Consider the following 15,402-nt stretch of genomic DNA (forward strand, 5'->3'; position numbering starts at 1 on the left):
CAAGGCAGGAGTGTTTAATGCTGCGCCTCTCCAACAAAGTTCAACGACAACATGTCATCCAACTCCCGCGTTATCTGCTGGTGGGTGGTTTTGCCACTGCCAGTCACTATGGCGTCTTCCTGCTGTTGATCGGCCTTACCGGGCCTCTGCCTGCCAGCCTCGCTGGCGCCCTGGCCGGGACCCTGCTCAGCTACCTGGGCAATCGCCGCTGGACCTTTGCCCAGAACCGGTCGGCCAGCGGCAACGGGCAGTTGATGCGGTTTGCCATTACGGCCCTGGGCTACAACCTCGGCAATGCCGCGATGATGCTGTTGTTACTGGATCACTGGCCACAGTCGCCCCTTCAATTGCAATTGTTCTGCAGCGCCAGCCTGACGCTGATGACTTACTGGACCCACCGCGCCTGGACGTTCAAACATGAACCCAACTGAAGAATTCACTGTTCCCGGGACCCGCTTCTTGAGCGTGGTGATCTGCTGTTATAACGAGGCCCATGTATTGCCGCAGTTCCATGCCCGGTTGATGACGGCAATCAACCAACTGTCGATTCGCCATGAAGTACTTTATGTGAATGATGGCAGTAGCGACGGCAGCCTGGCGCTACTCGACGGCTTTTGCCAATCGCCCGAAGTGCGCTGCCTTAATCTCTCGCGCAACTTCGGCAAGGAGTCGGCCATGGCGGCCGGTATCGACCACGCCTGTGGCGAGGCGATCCTGTTTATCGACGCCGACCTGCAAGACCCTCCCGAACTGATCCCGCAGATGGTCGAACACTGGCTGGCCGGTTGCGACATCGTCAACATGCAGCGCAGCGACCGACGCAGCGATACCGCCGGCAAGCGCATCAGCGCCATGCTCTATTACCGCCTGCTGCGGGTCCTGGTGGACAAGTACGCGGTCCCCCAGGACGTCAGCGACTTCCGCCTGATCGGTCCCGCACCGCTGCGGGCGCTGCGGGCCATGCCCGAGCGGGCGCGGTTCATGAAGGGCATGGTCAACTGGCTGGGGTTCAAGACCGTGGAGCTGCCTTATGACCGTGCGGCGCGCAGTGCCGGCCAGTCCAAGTGGGGGCCACTGGCCCTGGTGGACCTGGCGATCGAGGGCATCGTGGCCTTTTCCCGCAAGCCCTTGCGCTGGTTCAGCCTGCTCAGCGCCGGGATCTTTTTGCTGACCCTGATCTATATCGCTCGGCAGATCGGTACCGGCAGCCTGAACATTCATGACTTCATCCTCGGCGTCGGCGCCATGCTGTCCCTGGGTGTGGCCCTGGTGGGCGAATACATCGGGGCCACCCTGAGCGAGGTCAAGCGCCGGCCGGTGTACCTGCTCAGCAGCACCTTCGGTGGCTTGGCCAAGCGCCTGGCGGCGCCCACGACGCCACGGCTGGGCAAGGAAGAGAAAAACTGATGAAGCGACTTTCCATTGGTTCGTTGTGGTGGCTGCTGTGGGCCATTCTCGGCTTGCGCCTGCTCAGCCTCGGGCTGTATCCGCTGATGGACACCTCCGAGGCCCGTTATGCAGAAATGGCCCGCAAGATGCTCGAGCTCGATGACTGGGTGACCCCCATGTTCGATTACGGCGTGCCGTTCTGGGGCAAGCCGCCACTGGCGTTCTGGAGCCAGGCGCTGAGCATGCAGTTGCTGGGGGTCAACGAGTTCGCGGCGCGTTTCCCGGCCTGGTTGTTTCATCTGGGCAGTTGCCTGTTGATCCTGCGGTTTGCCCGCGAGGAGCGTGACCTGCGCAGCGGTTTATATGCGGCGATTATCTTTTCCAGCACTACCCTGGGCCTGCTGGGTGCCGGTGTGGTGCTGACTGACCCGGCCCTGGGGTTTGCCCTGTTGCTGGCCAGCTACGGCTTTTGGCGAGCAATGATGCATGGCGACCGGCGTTGGGCCCTGGCGGGTTTTTTCGGCCTGGGCCTGGGCTTGTTGGCCAAAGGGCCGTTGGTGGTGGTGCTGGTCGGAGCCCAGGCGGGGCTCTGGACCCTGCTCAACCGCCAGTGGCAGGCCTTCTGGCGCCTGCCCTGGCTGTCGGGCCTGGGCCTGATGCTGCTGGTGGCCGTGCCCTGGTACGGGTTGGCGGAACTGCGCACGCCGGGTTTCCTCGACTACTTCCTGGTGGGCGAGCACTGGAAGCGCTACGTGGTCAGCGACTGGGCCGGGGACCTGTATGGCAGTGCCCACGCCCGCCCGCCGGGCAGCATCTGGCTCGACCTGCTGCTGGCCCTGTTCCCCTGGAGCCTGTGGTTGCCGATCCTGTGGCTGCAGCGCCGGCACTACCGGGCCCTGCCCCGGTACTACAGCTTCCTGGCCTTGTGGGCGCTAATCACCCCAGCCTTCTTCACTCTGTCGGGAAACATTCTCTGGACCTACGTCCTGCCGGCACTGCCCGCCTGGAGCCTGTTGCTGGCGAGCGCCCTGCACGCCCGTCAGCCCGAGCCGGGCCTGGTAGCACAGGCCGGAGCCCTGGGCAGCTCGCTGTTGCTGCCCGTGGTCCTGGTGCTGGCGGCGCTCCAGGGCGCGCTGTTCGAGCGCCCGAACAATCAGCAGCCCCTGGTCGCTGCGTGGAAAAAACTCCAGGCCAGCCAGCCCGGTGCGCTGTACTACTGGGGGCGGCGTTCGTACTCCGCAGAGTTCTACAGCGCAGGTCAGGCCCGGCACATCGAGGCGCTCACGGCACTGCCGGACCATGGTCCGTATTATCTGGTGCGCCGGGAAAAGGACCTGGATCCGGAGCGTAACGAGCTGGCGCCGCTGCAGTGCAGTGAGCAGTTGCGGGCCAGCCGGAGCGTGCTGTTGCGCTGTGCCGGGCGCTGAGCAGGCCAGTGCCTGCCACAAAACGGAGGTGGGCTGTTCTTGAGGTAAAAATGCACAGCCAACCTGCAGTTTTTGGGGTTGTATTAGGCAAATTTGCACTGTTACGATCCAGCGATGCTCGTGCGCGAGCGTCTTATAAAAAACAATAAAAGCAGGGAGTTAGTGATGACTGCTCAGGTTTCATCCCAGGCCACACGGGATTGCGACACCCCTCAAGAGGATGTGCTGGTCGAGGTGCGCAACCACATCGGCCACCTGACCCTCAACCGCCCCGCCGGCCTCAATGCCATCACCCTGTCGATGGTCCGTACTTTGCAGCAGTGCCTTGACCGCTGGGCCCAGGATCCGCTGATCCACGCCGTTGTCCTGCGTGGCGCGGGCGACAAGGCTTTCTGCGCCGGCGGCGATATCCGCTCGCTGTACGACAGCTACCACAGCGGCGACACCCTGCACCAAGAGTTCTTTGTCGAGGAATATGCCCTTGACCTGACGATCCACCACTACCGCAAGCCGGTGCTGGCGCTGATGGACGGTTTTGTCTTGGGCGGCGGCATGGGCCTGGTGCAAGGCGCCGACCTGCGGGTAGTCACCGAGCGCAGCCGCCTGGCGATGCCGGAAGTGGCCATCGGTTACTTCCCTGATGTCGGCGGCAGTTACTTCCTGTCGCGCATCCCCGGCGAGCTGGGAATCTACCTCGGCGTCAGCGGCGTACAGATCCGCGCCGCCGATGCCCTGTACTGCGGCCTCGCCGACTGGCACCTGGACAGCAGCAAGCTGGACCTGCTGCACCAGCGCCTGGACCGCCTGCACTGGAGCGACTCGCCCCTCAAGGACCTGCAAGGCCTGCTGGCCAAGCTTGCGGTGCAGACCTTGCCTGACGCACCGCTCGAAACCCTGCGTACGGCCATCGACCATTTCTTTGCCCTGCCCGACATGCCAAGCATCGTCGAGCAACTGCGCACGGTCACCGTGGCCGACAGTCAGCAATGGGCACGAACCACCGCCGACCTGCTGGAGACCCGGTCGCCCCTGGCCATGGCCGTGACCTTGGAAATGCTGCGCCGCGGCCGCCAGTTGAACCTGGAGCAATGCTTCGCCCTGGAACTGCACCTGGACCGGCAGTGGTTCGAGCGTGGCGATCTGCTGGAAGGCGTACGCGCCCTGATCATCGACAAAGACAAGACTGCACGCTGGAATCCACCCACCCTGGCGGCCCTCGACGCCGATCGGGTGGCGAGCTTCTTCAGCGGTTTTGACGGCAGCGGGAGCTGAATACATGCACGACATTGAACTGAGCGAAGAGCAAGTGATGATCCGCGACATGGCCCGGGACTTCGCCCGAGGCGAGATCGCGCCCCATGCCCAGGCCTGGGAAAAGGCCGGCTGGATCGACGACGCCCTGGTGCGCAAGATGGGCGAACTGGGCCTGCTGGGCATGGTGGTGCCCGAGGAATGGGGCGGCAGCTACCTGGACTATGTGGCCTACGCCCTGGCCGTCGAGGAGATCGCCGCCGGCGATGGCGCCACCGGCGCCCTGATGAGCATCCACAACTCGGTGGGCTGCGGGCCGATCCTCAACTACGGCAGCCAGGCACAGAAAGAGGCATGGTTGCCACGCCTGGCCAGTGGTGAAGCCATCGGCTGCTTCTGCCTGACCGAACCCCAGGCTGGCTCCGAAGCCCACAACCTGCGCACCCGCGCCGAACTGCGCGATGGCCAGTGGGTGATCAACGGCGCCAAGCAGTTCGTCAGCAACGGCAAGCGCGCGCAACTGGCCATCGTCTTCGCCGTGACCGATCCGGAGCTGGGCAAGAAAGGCCTGTCGGCGTTCCTGGTGCCCACCGACACCCCGGGGTTCATCGTCGACCGCACCGAACACAAGATGGGCATCCGCGCCTCCGACACCTGCGCCGTGACCCTCAACCAATGCACCATCCCCGAGGCCAACCTGCTGGGTGAACGGGGCAAGGGCCTGGCCATCGCCCTGTCCAACCTCGAAGGCGGGCGCATCGGCATCGCCGCCCAGGCCCTGGGCATTGCCCGCGCCGCGTTTGAAGCAGCCCTGGCCTACGCCCGGGAACGGGTGCAGTTCGACAAGCCGATCATCGAACACCAGAGCATCGCCAACCTGCTGGCCGACATGCACACCCGCCTGAATGCCGCACGCCTGCTGATCCTCCACGCCGCGCGCCTGCGCAGCGCCGGCCAGCCGTGCCTGTCGGAAGCGTCCCAAGCCAAGCTGTTCGCCTCGGAAATGGCCGAAAAGGTCTGCTCCTCGGCCATGCAGATCCACGGCGGCTACGGCTACCTGGAGGACTATCCGGTGGAGCGTTACTACCGCGATGCGCGAATTACCCAGATCTACGAAGGTTCCAGCGAGATCCAGCGCCTGCTGATTGCTCGCGAGCTCAAGCATTACCAGCTGTGATGGGGGCCGCTTGAGCTGAAAGATCGCAGCCCAGGCTGCGATTTTTTTTGCGACATGCTCTTGTAGGAGCCGGCTTGCCGGCGAAGAGGACCTTGAGCCTTGTGCTGCCCTTGTGGACGCCTTCGCTGGCAAGCCAGCTCCTACAGCCGGCGCGATAGCAGCGTCGTCCTTGTAGGAGCCGGCTTGCCGGCGAAGAGGATCTTGAGCCTTGTGCTGTCCTGGCGGGCGCCTTCGCTGGCAAGCCAGCTCCTACGCGGTGCAGACGGGGTGGTTATTGATCCTTGAACTGCGGGTCGCGCTTGGCGATGAAGGCGGCCATGCCTTCTTTCTGGTCCTGGGTGGCGAAGGCGGCGTGGAATACCCGGCGCTCGAAGCGCACGCCCTCGGACAGGCTGACTTCAAAGGCGCGGTTCACGCTTTCCTTGATCATCATGCTCACCGGGATCGATTTGCCGGCAATCACCGCCGCCACTTTCAGGGCTTCTTCCACCAGTTCATCGGCCGGCACGATGCGCGCGACGATGCCGCAGCGCTCGGCTTCCACGGCGTCGATGAAACGCCCGGTCAGGCACATTTCCATGGCCTTGGCCTTGCCCACGGCGCGGGTCAGGCGCTGGGTGCCGCCCATGCCCGGCAGCACGCCGAGGTTGATTTCCGGCTGGCCGAACTTGGCGTTGTCGCCGGCCAGGATGAAGTCGCACATCAGCGCCAGTTCGCAACCGCCGCCGAGGGCGAAACCGTTGACCGCGGCGATGATCGGCTTGCGCCGGTTGGCCACGCGGTCGCTGTCGCTGAACAGGTCGTCGAGGTAGATCTGCGGGTAGCTCAGCTCGGCCATTTCCTTGATGTCGGCACCGGCGGCGAAGGCTTTCTTGGAGCCAGTGATGACGATGCAGCCGATCTGCGGGTCGGCCTCCAGGCGATCCAGGGCCTGGTTGACCTCGCCGACGATCTGCGCGTTGAGGGCGTTCAGCGCCTGGGGACGGTTGAGGGTGATCAGGCCGACCCGGCCCTTGATGTCCAACAGAATGGTTTCGTAGCTCATGAATCAGCTCCTGCTAAAAGTCAGAGATTGCGCGAAATGACCATGCGCTGAATGTCGCTGGTGCCTTCGTAGATCTGGCAGATGCGCACGTCGCGGTAGATGCGCTCCAGCGGGAAGTCGCTCAAGTAGCCATAGCCGCCCAGGGTTTGCAAGGCGGCGGAGCAGACCTTCTCGGCCATTTCCGAGGCGAACAGCTTGGCCATCGAGGCTTCCACCAGCGCCGGCTTGCCGCTGTCGCGCAGGGCTGCGGCGTACTGCACCATCTGCCGCGCCACGGCGATCTGGGTCGCCATGTCCGCCAGGCGGAAGGCCACGGCCTGGTGCTCGATGATCGGCTTGCCGAAGGTTTCGCGCTCACGGGCGTAGTCCCGCGCCGCTTCGAACGCGGCCCGGGCCATGCCCACCGCTTGCGAGGCAATGCCCACGCGCCCGCCCTCAAGGTTGGCCAGGGCGATCTTGTAGCCCTCGCCCTCCTCGCCCAGACGGTTGGCCACTGGCACCTGCACATCCTCGAAGAGGATCTGGCAGGTGTCGGAAGCGTGCTGGCCGAGCTTGTCCTCGATGCGCGCGACCTTATAGCCCGGCGCATCGGTGGGCACGATAAAGGCGCTGATGCCGCGCTTGCCGGCCGCCGGGTCGGTGACCGCGAACACGATCACCACCCCGGCGTTCTGCCCGGAGGTGATGAACTGCTTGCAGCCGTTGAGCACATAGTGGTCGCCGTCGCGGCGGGCCCGGGTCTTCAGGCTGCTGGCATCGGAGCCGGCCTGGGGCTCGGTCAGGGCGAAGGCGCCGAGCATGGCGCCACTGGCCAGGGGCTTGAGGAAGCGCTCCTTCTGCTCATCGTTGCCGAACTTGAGGATCGGCACACAGCCCACCGAGTTGTGCACGCTCATGATGGTGGAACAGGCGCCATCACCGGCGGCGATTTCCTCCAGGGCCATGGTGTAGGCCAGGTAGCCGGTATCGCAACCGCCCCACTGCTCGGGCACCAGCATGCCGAAGAAACCCAGCTCGGCCATCTCGGCAATGGCTTCCCTGGGAAAGCGGTGCTCACGGTCCCAGTCGGCGGCGAAAGGCTTGAGGCGCTCCTGGGCGAATTGCCGGGCCGCGTCGCTGATCTGCAGTTGTTCGTCATTGGGCAACATCGGGATTCCTCGTTACAGGCATTCAACGGCCATGGCCGTGGCTTCACCACCGCCGATGCAGATCGCGGCCACGCCACGCTTGAGGCCTTTCTGGCGCAGGGCCGAGAGCAGGGTCACCAGGATCCGCGCACCGGAAGCACCGATCGGGTGGCCCAGGGCGCAGGCGCCGCCGTGCACGTTGACCTTGGCGTGGGGGATTTCCAGCTTGCTCATGGTCACCAGGCTGACCACGGCGAAGGCTTCGTTGATCTCGAACAGGTCGACCTCGTTCAGCGACCAGCCGGTCTTCTTCATCAGCCGCTCGATGGCGCCCACCGGGGCCACCGGGAACAGCCCGGGGGTGTCGGCGAAGGCTGCGTGGCCGTGGATCACTGCCAGGGGCTTGAGGCCGCGCTTGTCGGCTTCGGAGCGGCGCATCAGCACCAGGGCCGCAGCGCCGTCGGAGATCGAGCTGGAGTTGGCCGCAGTCACGCTGCCACCGTCGCGAAACGCCGGTTTCAGGGTGGGGATCTTGTCCAGCTTGGCCTTGGGCGGTTGTTCGTCGTCGCTGATCAGCTTCGACTCCTTGCCGACCATCACCTGCAGGGGAACGATCTCGTCCTTGAACAGGCCGTCCTTGATCGCCTGCTGGGCCCGGGTCAGGGAGGCCACGGCGAAATCGTCCTGGGCCTGGCGGGTGAAGCCGTTGGCCTCGGCGCAATCCTCGGCGAAGGTGCCCATCAGGCGGCCCTTGTCGTAGGCGTCTTCCAGGCCGTCGAGGAACATGTGATCGAGGACCTTGCCATGGCCCATGCGGTAGCCGCTGCGGGCGCGGTCCAGCAGGTACGGGGCGTTGGACATGCTTTCCATGCCGCCGGCGATCACCACCTCGGCGCTGCCGGCCAGCAGCATGTCGTGGGCCAGGATGGTGGCCTCCATGCCGGAGCCGCACATCTTGTTCAGGGTGGTGCAGCGGGTGCCCTTGTCCAGGCCCGCGCCCAGGGCCGCCTGACGGGCCGGGGCCTGGCCGAGGCCGGCGGACAGCACGCAGCCGAACAGCACTTCCTGTACCCCATCGGCGGCAATACCCGCGCGCTGCACGGCGGCGCGGATGGCTTCGGCCCCCAGCTGCGGGGCGCTCAGGCCTTTCAGGTCACCCTGGAATCCGCCCATGGGGGTACGGACGGCGCTGACAATGACAATCGGATCTTGGGCAATGGACATGATGAATCCTCCTTACTTGGCGGCCATGCGCAAGGCGCCGTCGAGACGGATCACCTCGCCGTTGAGCATGCTGTTTTCAATGATATGCCGCGCCAGCGCGGCGTACTCGGCGGGTTTGCCCAGGCGTGGCGGGAATGGCACGCCGGCAGCCAGGCCGGCCCGCACTTCGTCGCTCATGCCGGCCATCATCGGGGTTTCGAAAATCCCCGGGGCGATGGTCATCACCCGGATGCCAAAACGCGCCAGCTCGCGGGCCACCGGCAGGGTCAGGCTGGCGATGGCACCCTTGGACGCGGCGTAGGCGGCCTGGCCGATCTGCCCGTCGAAGGCGGCGATGGACGCAGTGTTGATGATCACCCCGCGCTCGCCGTCGGCATCCGCCGGGCTCTCGGCAATGGCCGCCGCGGCCAGGCGCAGCAGGTTGAAGCTGCCGATCAGGTTGACGTTGATCACCTGGCTGAAACTGGCCAGGGCATGGGGGCCGTTCTTGCCCAGGACCTTTTCGCCACGCACGATCCCGGCGCAGTTGACCAGGCCGTTGAGCCCGCCAAAGGCCTTGACCGTGGCCTGCACCGCCGCTTCGGCCGCGGCCTCCTGGCTGATGTCGGCGACCACGCTCTGGCACCCCAACTGCTGGGCCTTGGCGGCCACGGCCTCGGCATTGAGGTCCACCAGCATCACTTTGGCGCCGGCGGCGACCAGCATTTCAGCGCTGGCAGCACCCAGGCCGGACGCGCCGCCACTGACGAGAAACACCTTGTTTTCGATCTGCATCATTCAAATCCTGTTCATGCGGTAGCTGTTGACGCCGCGGCCTCTTGAGCCTTGGCGATTTCCTGGTTGCGCAAGATAAAGCGCTGCAACTTGCCGCTTGGGGTCTTGGGCAAGTCGCTGACAAATTCGATTTCACGGGGGTAGGAATGGGCCGCCAGGCGCTTGCGCACATGCTGGCGCAGCTCCTCGGCCAGCTCTGCGGTGGCGCGGTATTGCTCGCTGAGCACCACGAACGCCTTGACCAGCTCGGTGCGCTCCGGATCGGGCTTGCCCACCACTGCGGCTTCGACCACGGCCGGGTGTTCGATCAGTGCGCTTTCCACGTCGAACGGGCCGACCCGGTAGCCGGAGGTGGTGATCACATCGTCGCTGCGGCCGACGAAGCTGATGCTGCCGTCCTGGTTCAGCTCGACGGTGTCGCCACTGAGGTAGTAGTCGCCGACGAAGGCCTTGGTCGGCACCCCGGCGTAACCGGCGAACCAGCACATCGGCGACTGGCTGCGGTCGATGGCGAGGATCCCCGGCTGGCCGACGCCCAGCTCCTGGTACTGCTCATCGAGCACCACGATGCGGTGGCCCGGCGAAGCGAAACCGGCGGCGCCGACATGCACCGGGTGGTCCAGGCCATGGTGGTTGCACAGCACCATGCCCAGCTCGGTCTGGCCGTAGTGGTCGTGGATCACCACGTCCAGTTGTTCGGCGAACCAGCGGATCACTTCCGGGTTGAGCGGCTCGCCGGCGCTGCTGACGATACGCAGGCGGCCCTTGATCGAGCGGGCGACCTGGTCGCCCCCGGCAATCAGCAGGCGGTAGGCGGTGGGTGAACCGGTGAGGTTGGTGATGGCGTATTTGTTGATCACCCGGCAGGTGCTTTCCAGGGTGAAGGGGCCGTCGTAGAAGGTGATCGGGTGGCCCAGGCCCAGGGGGCCGGTGACGCCGAAGTAGATGCCGTAGGCCCAGCCCGGGTCGGCGACGTTCCAGAACGCGTCTTCGGGGCGCAAGTCCACGGCGTCGCGGGTGTAGGCCTGGAACGCAACGATGGCCTTGAGCGGCACTTCCAGGGCTTTCGAGGGGCCGGTGGTGCCCGAGGTGAACATCAGCAGGAACGGGTCTTCGCCGGTCAGCAGCACGGGCTCGCACTGGGCCGGGTACTGCTCCAGTTCGGCCCAGAAGCTGAAATCGCCGCGCACGATGCCCTGGCCCTTGGCGCCTGCGACCGTGACGATGGTCGGGCACTCGGCGACTTCCGCCAGCTTGGGTCGGTTCACCGCGTCGCTGACCACAATCCTGGCCTTGGAGCTGTTGAGGCGGTGCTCGATGGCCTTGGGGCCGAAGGCGGTGAACAGCGGTTGGTACACCGCGCCGATACGCCAGGTGGCCAGCACCGTGATCAAGAGTTCGACATTGCGCGGCAGCAGCCCGGCGACCTTGTCGCCCTTGCCGACCCCCTGGGCCAGGAAGAAGTTGGCCAGGCGTGCGGCCTTGTCCTGCAACTCGGTGAAGGTATAGGTGGCGCTACTACCGTCCCGGCCCTCCCAGAACAGCGCGATGCGCCCGGGCAAGGCATGCCGGTCGCAGCACTCGACACAGGCATTGAGGGCTGAGAGCGAGCCCGCCAGGGCGGACTCCATGGTGTGCTGATAATCGAATTCCTTGATAGCGGACAGGTAGTTGCGCATTGCCAGAATCCCTCACTGTTCTTATTAGGATGGGAACCTCATGAAAATCAGGGAAATACTGGCGCCAGAGCCCTTGCGGGACAATGGTCAAAGCTATCAAGTTGCGTGACCGGTTTGGCCAAGAGCCCGAGCGGCGCCAGCGAGATTGCCGCGACCGCGGGAGTGGTGCGAGGCTTGCGGGCCTCTTCGCCGGCAAGCCGGCTCCTACAGAGAGCTGCACGGTCTATCTGACGGCTGTAGGAGCTGGCTTGCCAGCGAAGGCGTCGGCCAGGGCGATGCAAGGCTCAAGGGCCTCTTCGCCGGCAAGCCGGCTCCTACAGGGAACCGCACGGTCTATCTGACGGCTGTAGGAGCTGGCTTGCCAGCGAAGGCGTCCGCCCAGGCGGCACAAGACTCAAGGGCCTCTTCGCCGGCAAGCCGGCTCCTACAGGGAACCGCACGGTCTATCTGACTGCTGTAGGAGCTGGCTTGCCAGCGAAGGCGCCCGCCCAGGCGGCACAAGGCTCAAGGCCCTCTTCGCCGGCAAGCCGGCTCCTACGAGAGGTGCGGGTCGTTGAGGATCAGGCTGCGGTAATGCCCGGGGTTGGAGCCCGACCATTTGCGAAAGGCTTTGTAGAACGAACTGGTGTCGGCAAACCCCAGGCGCCCGGCAATCTCGGCAAAGCTGATCTGCGGCTCGGCCAGCCAGACGATCGCCAGTTCCTTGCGCACGCTGTCCTTGAGCGCCTGGTAGCTCTGGCCTTCTTCAGCCAGGCGCCGGCGCAGGGTCGAGGCGGAGATGCACAGGCTCTGGGCCAGGCTTTCGCTCTCGGGCCACTGCTCCCCGGGGAGTTGCCGCAACTGGTGCTTGATACGACTGGCCAGGCTCTCGGGGTCGCGGTATTTGACCAGGATGTTGGCCGGGGCATGGGCCAGAAAACGCTTGAGCTCGTCCTCGCTGCGCTTGATCGGCAGGTCCAGGCAGTCGGCGGCAATGATCATCCGCGTGCGTGGCCGCTCGAAACGCAGGTTGTCGGAGAACATCACCCGATAGTCGTCGCAGAAATCCGGCTGCGGGCAGCGCAGCTCGATGGCCAGGATCGGAATCCGCCGCCCCGCCAGCCAGCAGGCCACGCCGTGGACGATCATCCAGTAGGTGAAGTAGGTAAAGGCCCGCCGCGGCTCGTGTTCAACCTCCAGCAAAACGATTTCCGCCAGGCTCTGCTGGTGCACCAGTTGCGCCGGCATGCGCTCGAACATCAGCGTCAGAAAACCCAGCACCGAGTCCAACCCGCTGGCCAGGGTCGGCTGAGCCATGGCCGAGCGGCAGAGAAAGGCCAGGCTGCCGGATTTCAGGCGGCGCGGGTCCATGCCGAAGAATTCGTCGTCCAGGCGCCGCGCCAGCAGGCGCCAGAGCCGTGCGTAGGCACTGGCCGGAACCCGCGCTGTGCCCTGCTGCAAGCCTGCCGGATCGATGCCGACCTTGTTCAGCACTTCATCGGTGGCGGCGCCCGGCGCGCAGCTTTGCAGCAGCGCCTCGCGCACCAGTTGCATGGAGATGGTGTCTTTTTCCGACATCGCGGCCAACGGTTTACTCAGTCCTGGGACGGCCATCTTAGGCAGTGACCGGGAAAAAGCCAGTGGGCTTTGGGCTAAGTGGCAACCCCTCCTGCGGGGCAAAACCAATACGCATCTGCAAGGTCGCGAACAGGCCCAGGCGCCAGCGAGTCCCGCAGAGCGTCTGCCCAAGCCAAGGCCCCTGTGGCAGGCCAGTGCAAAAAAGTATCAATTCAAGTGTCAGGGATGATTTGTCAGCACCGCGTTTGAGGGCTGTAATCAGCCCACATTCTTCCCGGCATCCGGAAGACATAACAACAATAACCGTCCTTCTGCAGCCCTCAGCGGCGCAGGACAGGAGTGAACGATGAAACCCTGCAGCAAAGCCCTGCTCCTCACCACCTGCATGACCCTGAGCAGCGTCACCCTTGGCGCCCAGACCCTGACCATCGCCACCGTCAATAACAGCGATATGATCCGCATGCAGAAACTCTCGAAGACCTTCGAGGCCGAGCACCCGGACATCAAGCTGAACTGGGTGGTGCTGGAAGAGAACGTGCTGCGCCAGCGCCTGACCACCGACATCGCCACCCAGGGCGGCCAGTTCGACGTGCTCACCATCGGCATGTACGAAGCCGCACTCTGGGGCGCCAAGGGCTGGCTGCAACCGATGCAGGACCTGCCGGCCAACTATGAGCTGGACGATGTCTTCCCTTCGGTGCGCGAAGGCCTGTCGGTCAAGGGCACGCTCTATGCCCTGCCGTTCTACGCCGAAAGCTCCATGACCTACTACCGCACCGACCTGTTCAAGGAGGCCGGCCTGAGCATGCCCGAGCGGCCGACCTGGGAGCAGATCGGCGAATTCGCCGCCAAGCTCAACAAGCCCGACCAGGAGCAATACGGCCTGTGCCTGCGGGGCAAGGCCGGCTGGGGCGAAAACATGGCGCTGATCGGCACCCTGGCCAACAGCTACGGGGCGCGCTGGTTCGATGAGAAGTGGCAACCGGAGTTCACCGGGCCGGAGTGGAAGAACGCGCTGACCTTCTACGTCGACAACATGAAGAAATCCGGCCCCCCGGGGGCTTCGAGCAACGGCTTCAATGAAAACCTGGCGCTGTTCAACAGCGGCAAGTGCGCGATCTGGGTCGATGCCAGCGTCGCCGGCTCCTTCGTCACCGACCAGAGCCAGAGCAAGGTCGCCGAGCATGTGGGCTTCACCTACGCGCCGCACCAGGTCACCGACAAGGGCAGCGCCTGGCTGTACTCCTGGTCGCTGGCGATCCCCACCAGCTCCAAGGCCAAGGAGGCGGCCAAGACCTTCACCACCTGGGCCACCTCCAGGGAGTACGCGGCCCTGGTGGCCGAGAAGGACGGCATCGCCAATGTACCGCCGGGCACCCGGGCCTCCACCTACAGCGAGGCCTACATGCAGGCCGCGCCGTTCGCCAGGGTCACCCTGGAATCGCTGAAGGTCGCCGACCCGAGCAAGCCGACCCTCAAGCCGGTGCCCTACATCGGTATCCAGCTGGTGACCATTCCCGAGTTCCAGGCCATTGGCACCCAGGTGGGCAAGCTGTTCTCCGCCGCGCTGATCGGCCAGACCACGGTGGATCAGGCCCTGGCTGCGGCGCAGCAGACCACCGAACGGGAAATGAAACGCGCCGGCTACCCCAAATAGCCCGGCCGTCCCTGTAGGAGCCGGCTTGCCGGCGAAGAGGCCCTTGAGCCTTGTGCTGTCCTGGCGGACGCTTTCGCTGGCCCCAGCCAGCTCCTACCTCCGCCGACAATGCCAGCGCGGTGTCGCGCGCCCCTTGTACCCAATTGGTTGTGACCCTCATGAATACCTCGACTGCCAAGCTGCATGTGCAACCGCAGGCGGCGCCCCGCAAAAGCCGCCTGGCCAACCCCGGCTGGTTCCTGGTCAGCCCCTCGGTGGCGCTGTTGCTGCTGTGGATGATCGTGCCCCTGGGCATGACCCTGTACTTCTCCCTGATCCGCTACAACCTGCTCTACCCCGGCGAAAACCAGTTCGTCGGCCTGGAGAACTTCAGCTACTTCCTCACCGACTCGGGCTTCCTGCCCGGGGCCACCAATACCCTGCTGCTGGTGGGCAGCGTGCTGCTGATCAGTGTGGTACTCGGGGTGCTGATCAGCGCCCTGCTGGAGGCCAGCGAGTTCTTCGGCCGCGGCCTGGTGCGGGTGCTGCTGATCTCGCCGTTCTTCATCATGCCGACGGTGGGTGCGCTGATCTGGAAGAACCTGATCTTCCACCCGGTGTCGGGGATCCTCGCAGCCGTGTGGAAGCTGTTCGGTGCCCAGCCGGTGGACTGGCTGGCCCACTACCCGCTGCTGTCGATCATCATCATCGTGTCCTGGCAGTGGCTGCCGTTCGCCATCCTGATCCTGATGACCGCCATGCAGTCCCTGGACCAGGAACAGAAAGAAGCCGCGCGCCTGGACGGCGCCGGGCCCATCGCGATCTTCTGGCACCTGACCCTGCCCCACCTGGCGCGACCGATTGCCGTGGTGGTGATGATCGAGACCATCTTCCTGCTCTCGGTGTTCGCCGAAATCTTCACCACCACCAACGGCGGCCCGGGCTATGCCTCGACCAACCTCGCCTACCTGATCTACAACCAGGCGCTGGTGCAGTTCGACGTGGGCATGGCATCGGCCGGCGGCCTGATCGCCGTGGTCATCGCCAATATCGCCGCGATCATCCTGGTACGGATGATCGGCAAAAACCTGACTGACCAGCCCTGAGGTGCGCGCC

13 protein-coding genes are annotated in these 15,402 nt (G+C 64.9%); 7 read left to right on the plus strand and 6 right to left on the minus strand.

Annotated elements, in window-relative coordinates; translation table 11 throughout:
- Positions 1–17: 17 nt before the first annotated feature.
- The 5 genes from U873_RS0105870 (at position 18) to U873_RS0105890 (ending at position 5,244) form a co-directional block, all read left to right on the plus strand.
- Complete coding sequence (locus tag U873_RS0105870) at positions 18–431, plus strand: GtrA family protein (protein WP_051586060.1); 414 nt, start codon at positions 18–20, stop codon at positions 429–431.
- A complete protein-coding gene (locus tag U873_RS0105875) occupies positions 418–1,407 on the plus strand; it encodes a glycosyltransferase family 2 protein (RefSeq protein ID WP_029978180.1) in 990 nt (329 codons plus the stop codon). The genes U873_RS0105870 and U873_RS0105875 overlap by 14 nt, the downstream gene beginning before the upstream one ends.
- Positions 1,407–2,816, plus strand: coding sequence for a glycosyltransferase family 39 protein (locus U873_RS0105880; RefSeq protein ID WP_025127353.1), 1,410 nt, complete (start codon positions 1,407–1,409; stop codon positions 2,814–2,816). The genes U873_RS0105875 and U873_RS0105880 overlap by 1 nt, the downstream gene beginning before the upstream one ends.
- Before the next feature lie 165 nt (positions 2,817–2,981).
- On the plus strand, positions 2,982–4,088 hold the full coding sequence (locus tag U873_RS0105885; protein ID WP_025127354.1) for an enoyl-CoA hydratase/isomerase family protein: 1,107 nt from the start codon (positions 2,982–2,984) through the stop codon (positions 4,086–4,088).
- A gap of 4 nt (positions 4,089–4,092) precedes the next feature.
- A complete protein-coding gene (locus U873_RS0105890) occupies positions 4,093–5,244 on the plus strand; it encodes an acyl-CoA dehydrogenase family protein (RefSeq protein ID WP_025127355.1) in 1,152 nt (383 codons plus the stop codon).
- Positions 5,245–5,515: 271 nt separating this feature from the next.
- Here the strand turns inward: U873_RS0105890 and U873_RS0105895 are convergent, their stop codons facing one another.
- The 6 genes from U873_RS0105895 to U873_RS0105920 all read right to left on the minus strand — a co-directional run bounded on the left by U873_RS0105895 (position 5,516) and on the right by U873_RS0105920 (position 12,650).
- Positions 5,516–6,289: an enoyl-CoA hydratase gene (locus tag U873_RS0105895; RefSeq protein WP_011061351.1), complete on the minus strand. Its 774-nt coding sequence runs from the start codon at positions 6,287–6,289 to the stop codon at positions 5,516–5,518.
- Between the two features lie 20 nt (positions 6,290–6,309).
- Positions 6,310–7,437, minus strand: a complete 1,128-nt coding sequence (locus U873_RS0105900) for an acyl-CoA dehydrogenase (protein ID WP_025127356.1) — start codon at positions 7,435–7,437, stop codon at positions 6,310–6,312.
- Between the two features lie 12 nt (positions 7,438–7,449).
- The gene (locus U873_RS0105905) at positions 7,450–8,640 is read right to left on the minus strand and encodes an acetyl-CoA C-acyltransferase (protein WP_025127357.1); all 1,191 of its coding nucleotides are present in this window, start codon (positions 8,638–8,640) and stop codon (positions 7,450–7,452) included.
- 12 nt (positions 8,641–8,652) lie between these two features.
- Positions 8,653–9,414, minus strand: a complete 762-nt coding sequence (locus tag U873_RS0105910) for an SDR family NAD(P)-dependent oxidoreductase (RefSeq protein ID WP_025127358.1) — start codon at positions 9,412–9,414, stop codon at positions 8,653–8,655.
- A gap of 14 nt (positions 9,415–9,428) precedes the next feature.
- Positions 9,429–11,093 carry an AMP-binding protein gene (locus U873_RS0105915; protein WP_025127359.1) on the minus strand — a complete coding sequence of 555 codons (1,665 nt, stop codon included), beginning with the start codon at positions 11,091–11,093 and terminating at the stop codon, positions 9,429–9,431.
- Positions 11,094–11,627: 534 nt separating this feature from the next.
- Positions 11,628–12,650 (minus strand): AraC family transcriptional regulator, encoded by a 1,023-nt coding sequence (locus U873_RS0105920; protein WP_025127360.1) that lies wholly within the window; start codon positions 12,648–12,650, stop codon positions 11,628–11,630.
- 385 nt (positions 12,651–13,035) lie between these two features.
- On the opposite strand from U873_RS0105920, the gene U873_RS0105925 reads away from it, so the two are divergent.
- Positions 13,036–14,307, plus strand: a complete 1,272-nt coding sequence (locus tag U873_RS0105925; protein ID WP_256244295.1) for a sugar ABC transporter substrate-binding protein — start codon at positions 13,036–13,038, stop codon at positions 14,305–14,307.
- A 158-nt stretch (positions 14,308–14,465) separates the two neighbouring features.
- Entirely contained in the window at positions 14,466–15,392 is a 927-nt protein-coding gene (locus U873_RS0105930; protein WP_025127362.1) for a carbohydrate ABC transporter permease, read from the plus strand.
- The last annotated feature ends 10 nt before the right edge of the window (positions 15,393–15,402 follow it).

The sequence above is a fragment of the Pseudomonas sp. PH1b genome (assembly GCF_000633395.1).
Classification (GTDB): domain Bacteria; phylum Pseudomonadota; class Gammaproteobacteria; order Pseudomonadales; family Pseudomonadaceae; genus Aquipseudomonas.

Excerpts from the sequence above, each read along its gene's own strand:
- U873_RS0105870 (WP_051586060.1), top strand. The coding sequence starts at position 18 with ATGCTGCGCCTCTCCAACAAAGTTCAACGACAACATGTCATCCAACTC.
- U873_RS0105875 (WP_029978180.1), top strand. The coding sequence starts at position 418 with ATGAACCCAACTGAAGAATTCACTGTTCCCGGGACCCGCTTCTTGAGC.
- U873_RS0105880 (WP_025127353.1), top strand. The coding sequence starts at position 1,407 with ATGAAGCGACTTTCCATTGGTTCGTTGTGGTGGCTGCTGTGGGCCATT.
- U873_RS0105885 (WP_025127354.1), top strand. The coding sequence starts at position 2,982 with ATGACTGCTCAGGTTTCATCCCAGGCCACACGGGATTGCGACACCCCT.
- U873_RS0105890 (WP_025127355.1), top strand. The coding sequence starts at position 4,093 with ATGCACGACATTGAACTGAGCGAAGAGCAAGTGATGATCCGCGACATG.
- U873_RS0105895 (WP_011061351.1), bottom strand. The coding sequence starts at position 6,289 with ATGAGCTACGAAACCATTCTGTTGGACATCAAGGGCCGGGTCGGCCTG.
- U873_RS0105900 (WP_025127356.1), bottom strand. The coding sequence starts at position 7,437 with ATGTTGCCCAATGACGAACAACTGCAGATCAGCGACGCGGCCCGGCAA.
- U873_RS0105905 (WP_025127357.1), bottom strand. The coding sequence starts at position 8,640 with ATGTCCATTGCCCAAGATCCGATTGTCATTGTCAGCGCCGTCCGTACC.
- U873_RS0105910 (WP_025127358.1), bottom strand. The coding sequence starts at position 9,414 with ATGCAGATCGAAAACAAGGTGTTTCTCGTCAGTGGCGGCGCGTCCGGC.
- U873_RS0105915 (WP_025127359.1), bottom strand. The coding sequence starts at position 11,093 with ATGCGCAACTACCTGTCCGCTATCAAGGAATTCGATTATCAGCACACC.
- U873_RS0105920 (WP_025127360.1), bottom strand. The coding sequence starts at position 12,650 with ATGTCGGAAAAAGACACCATCTCCATGCAACTGGTGCGCGAGGCGCTG.
- U873_RS0105925 (WP_256244295.1), top strand. The coding sequence starts at position 13,036 with ATGACCCTGAGCAGCGTCACCCTTGGCGCCCAGACCCTGACCATCGCC.
- U873_RS0105930 (WP_025127362.1), top strand. The coding sequence starts at position 14,466 with ATGAATACCTCGACTGCCAAGCTGCATGTGCAACCGCAGGCGGCGCCC.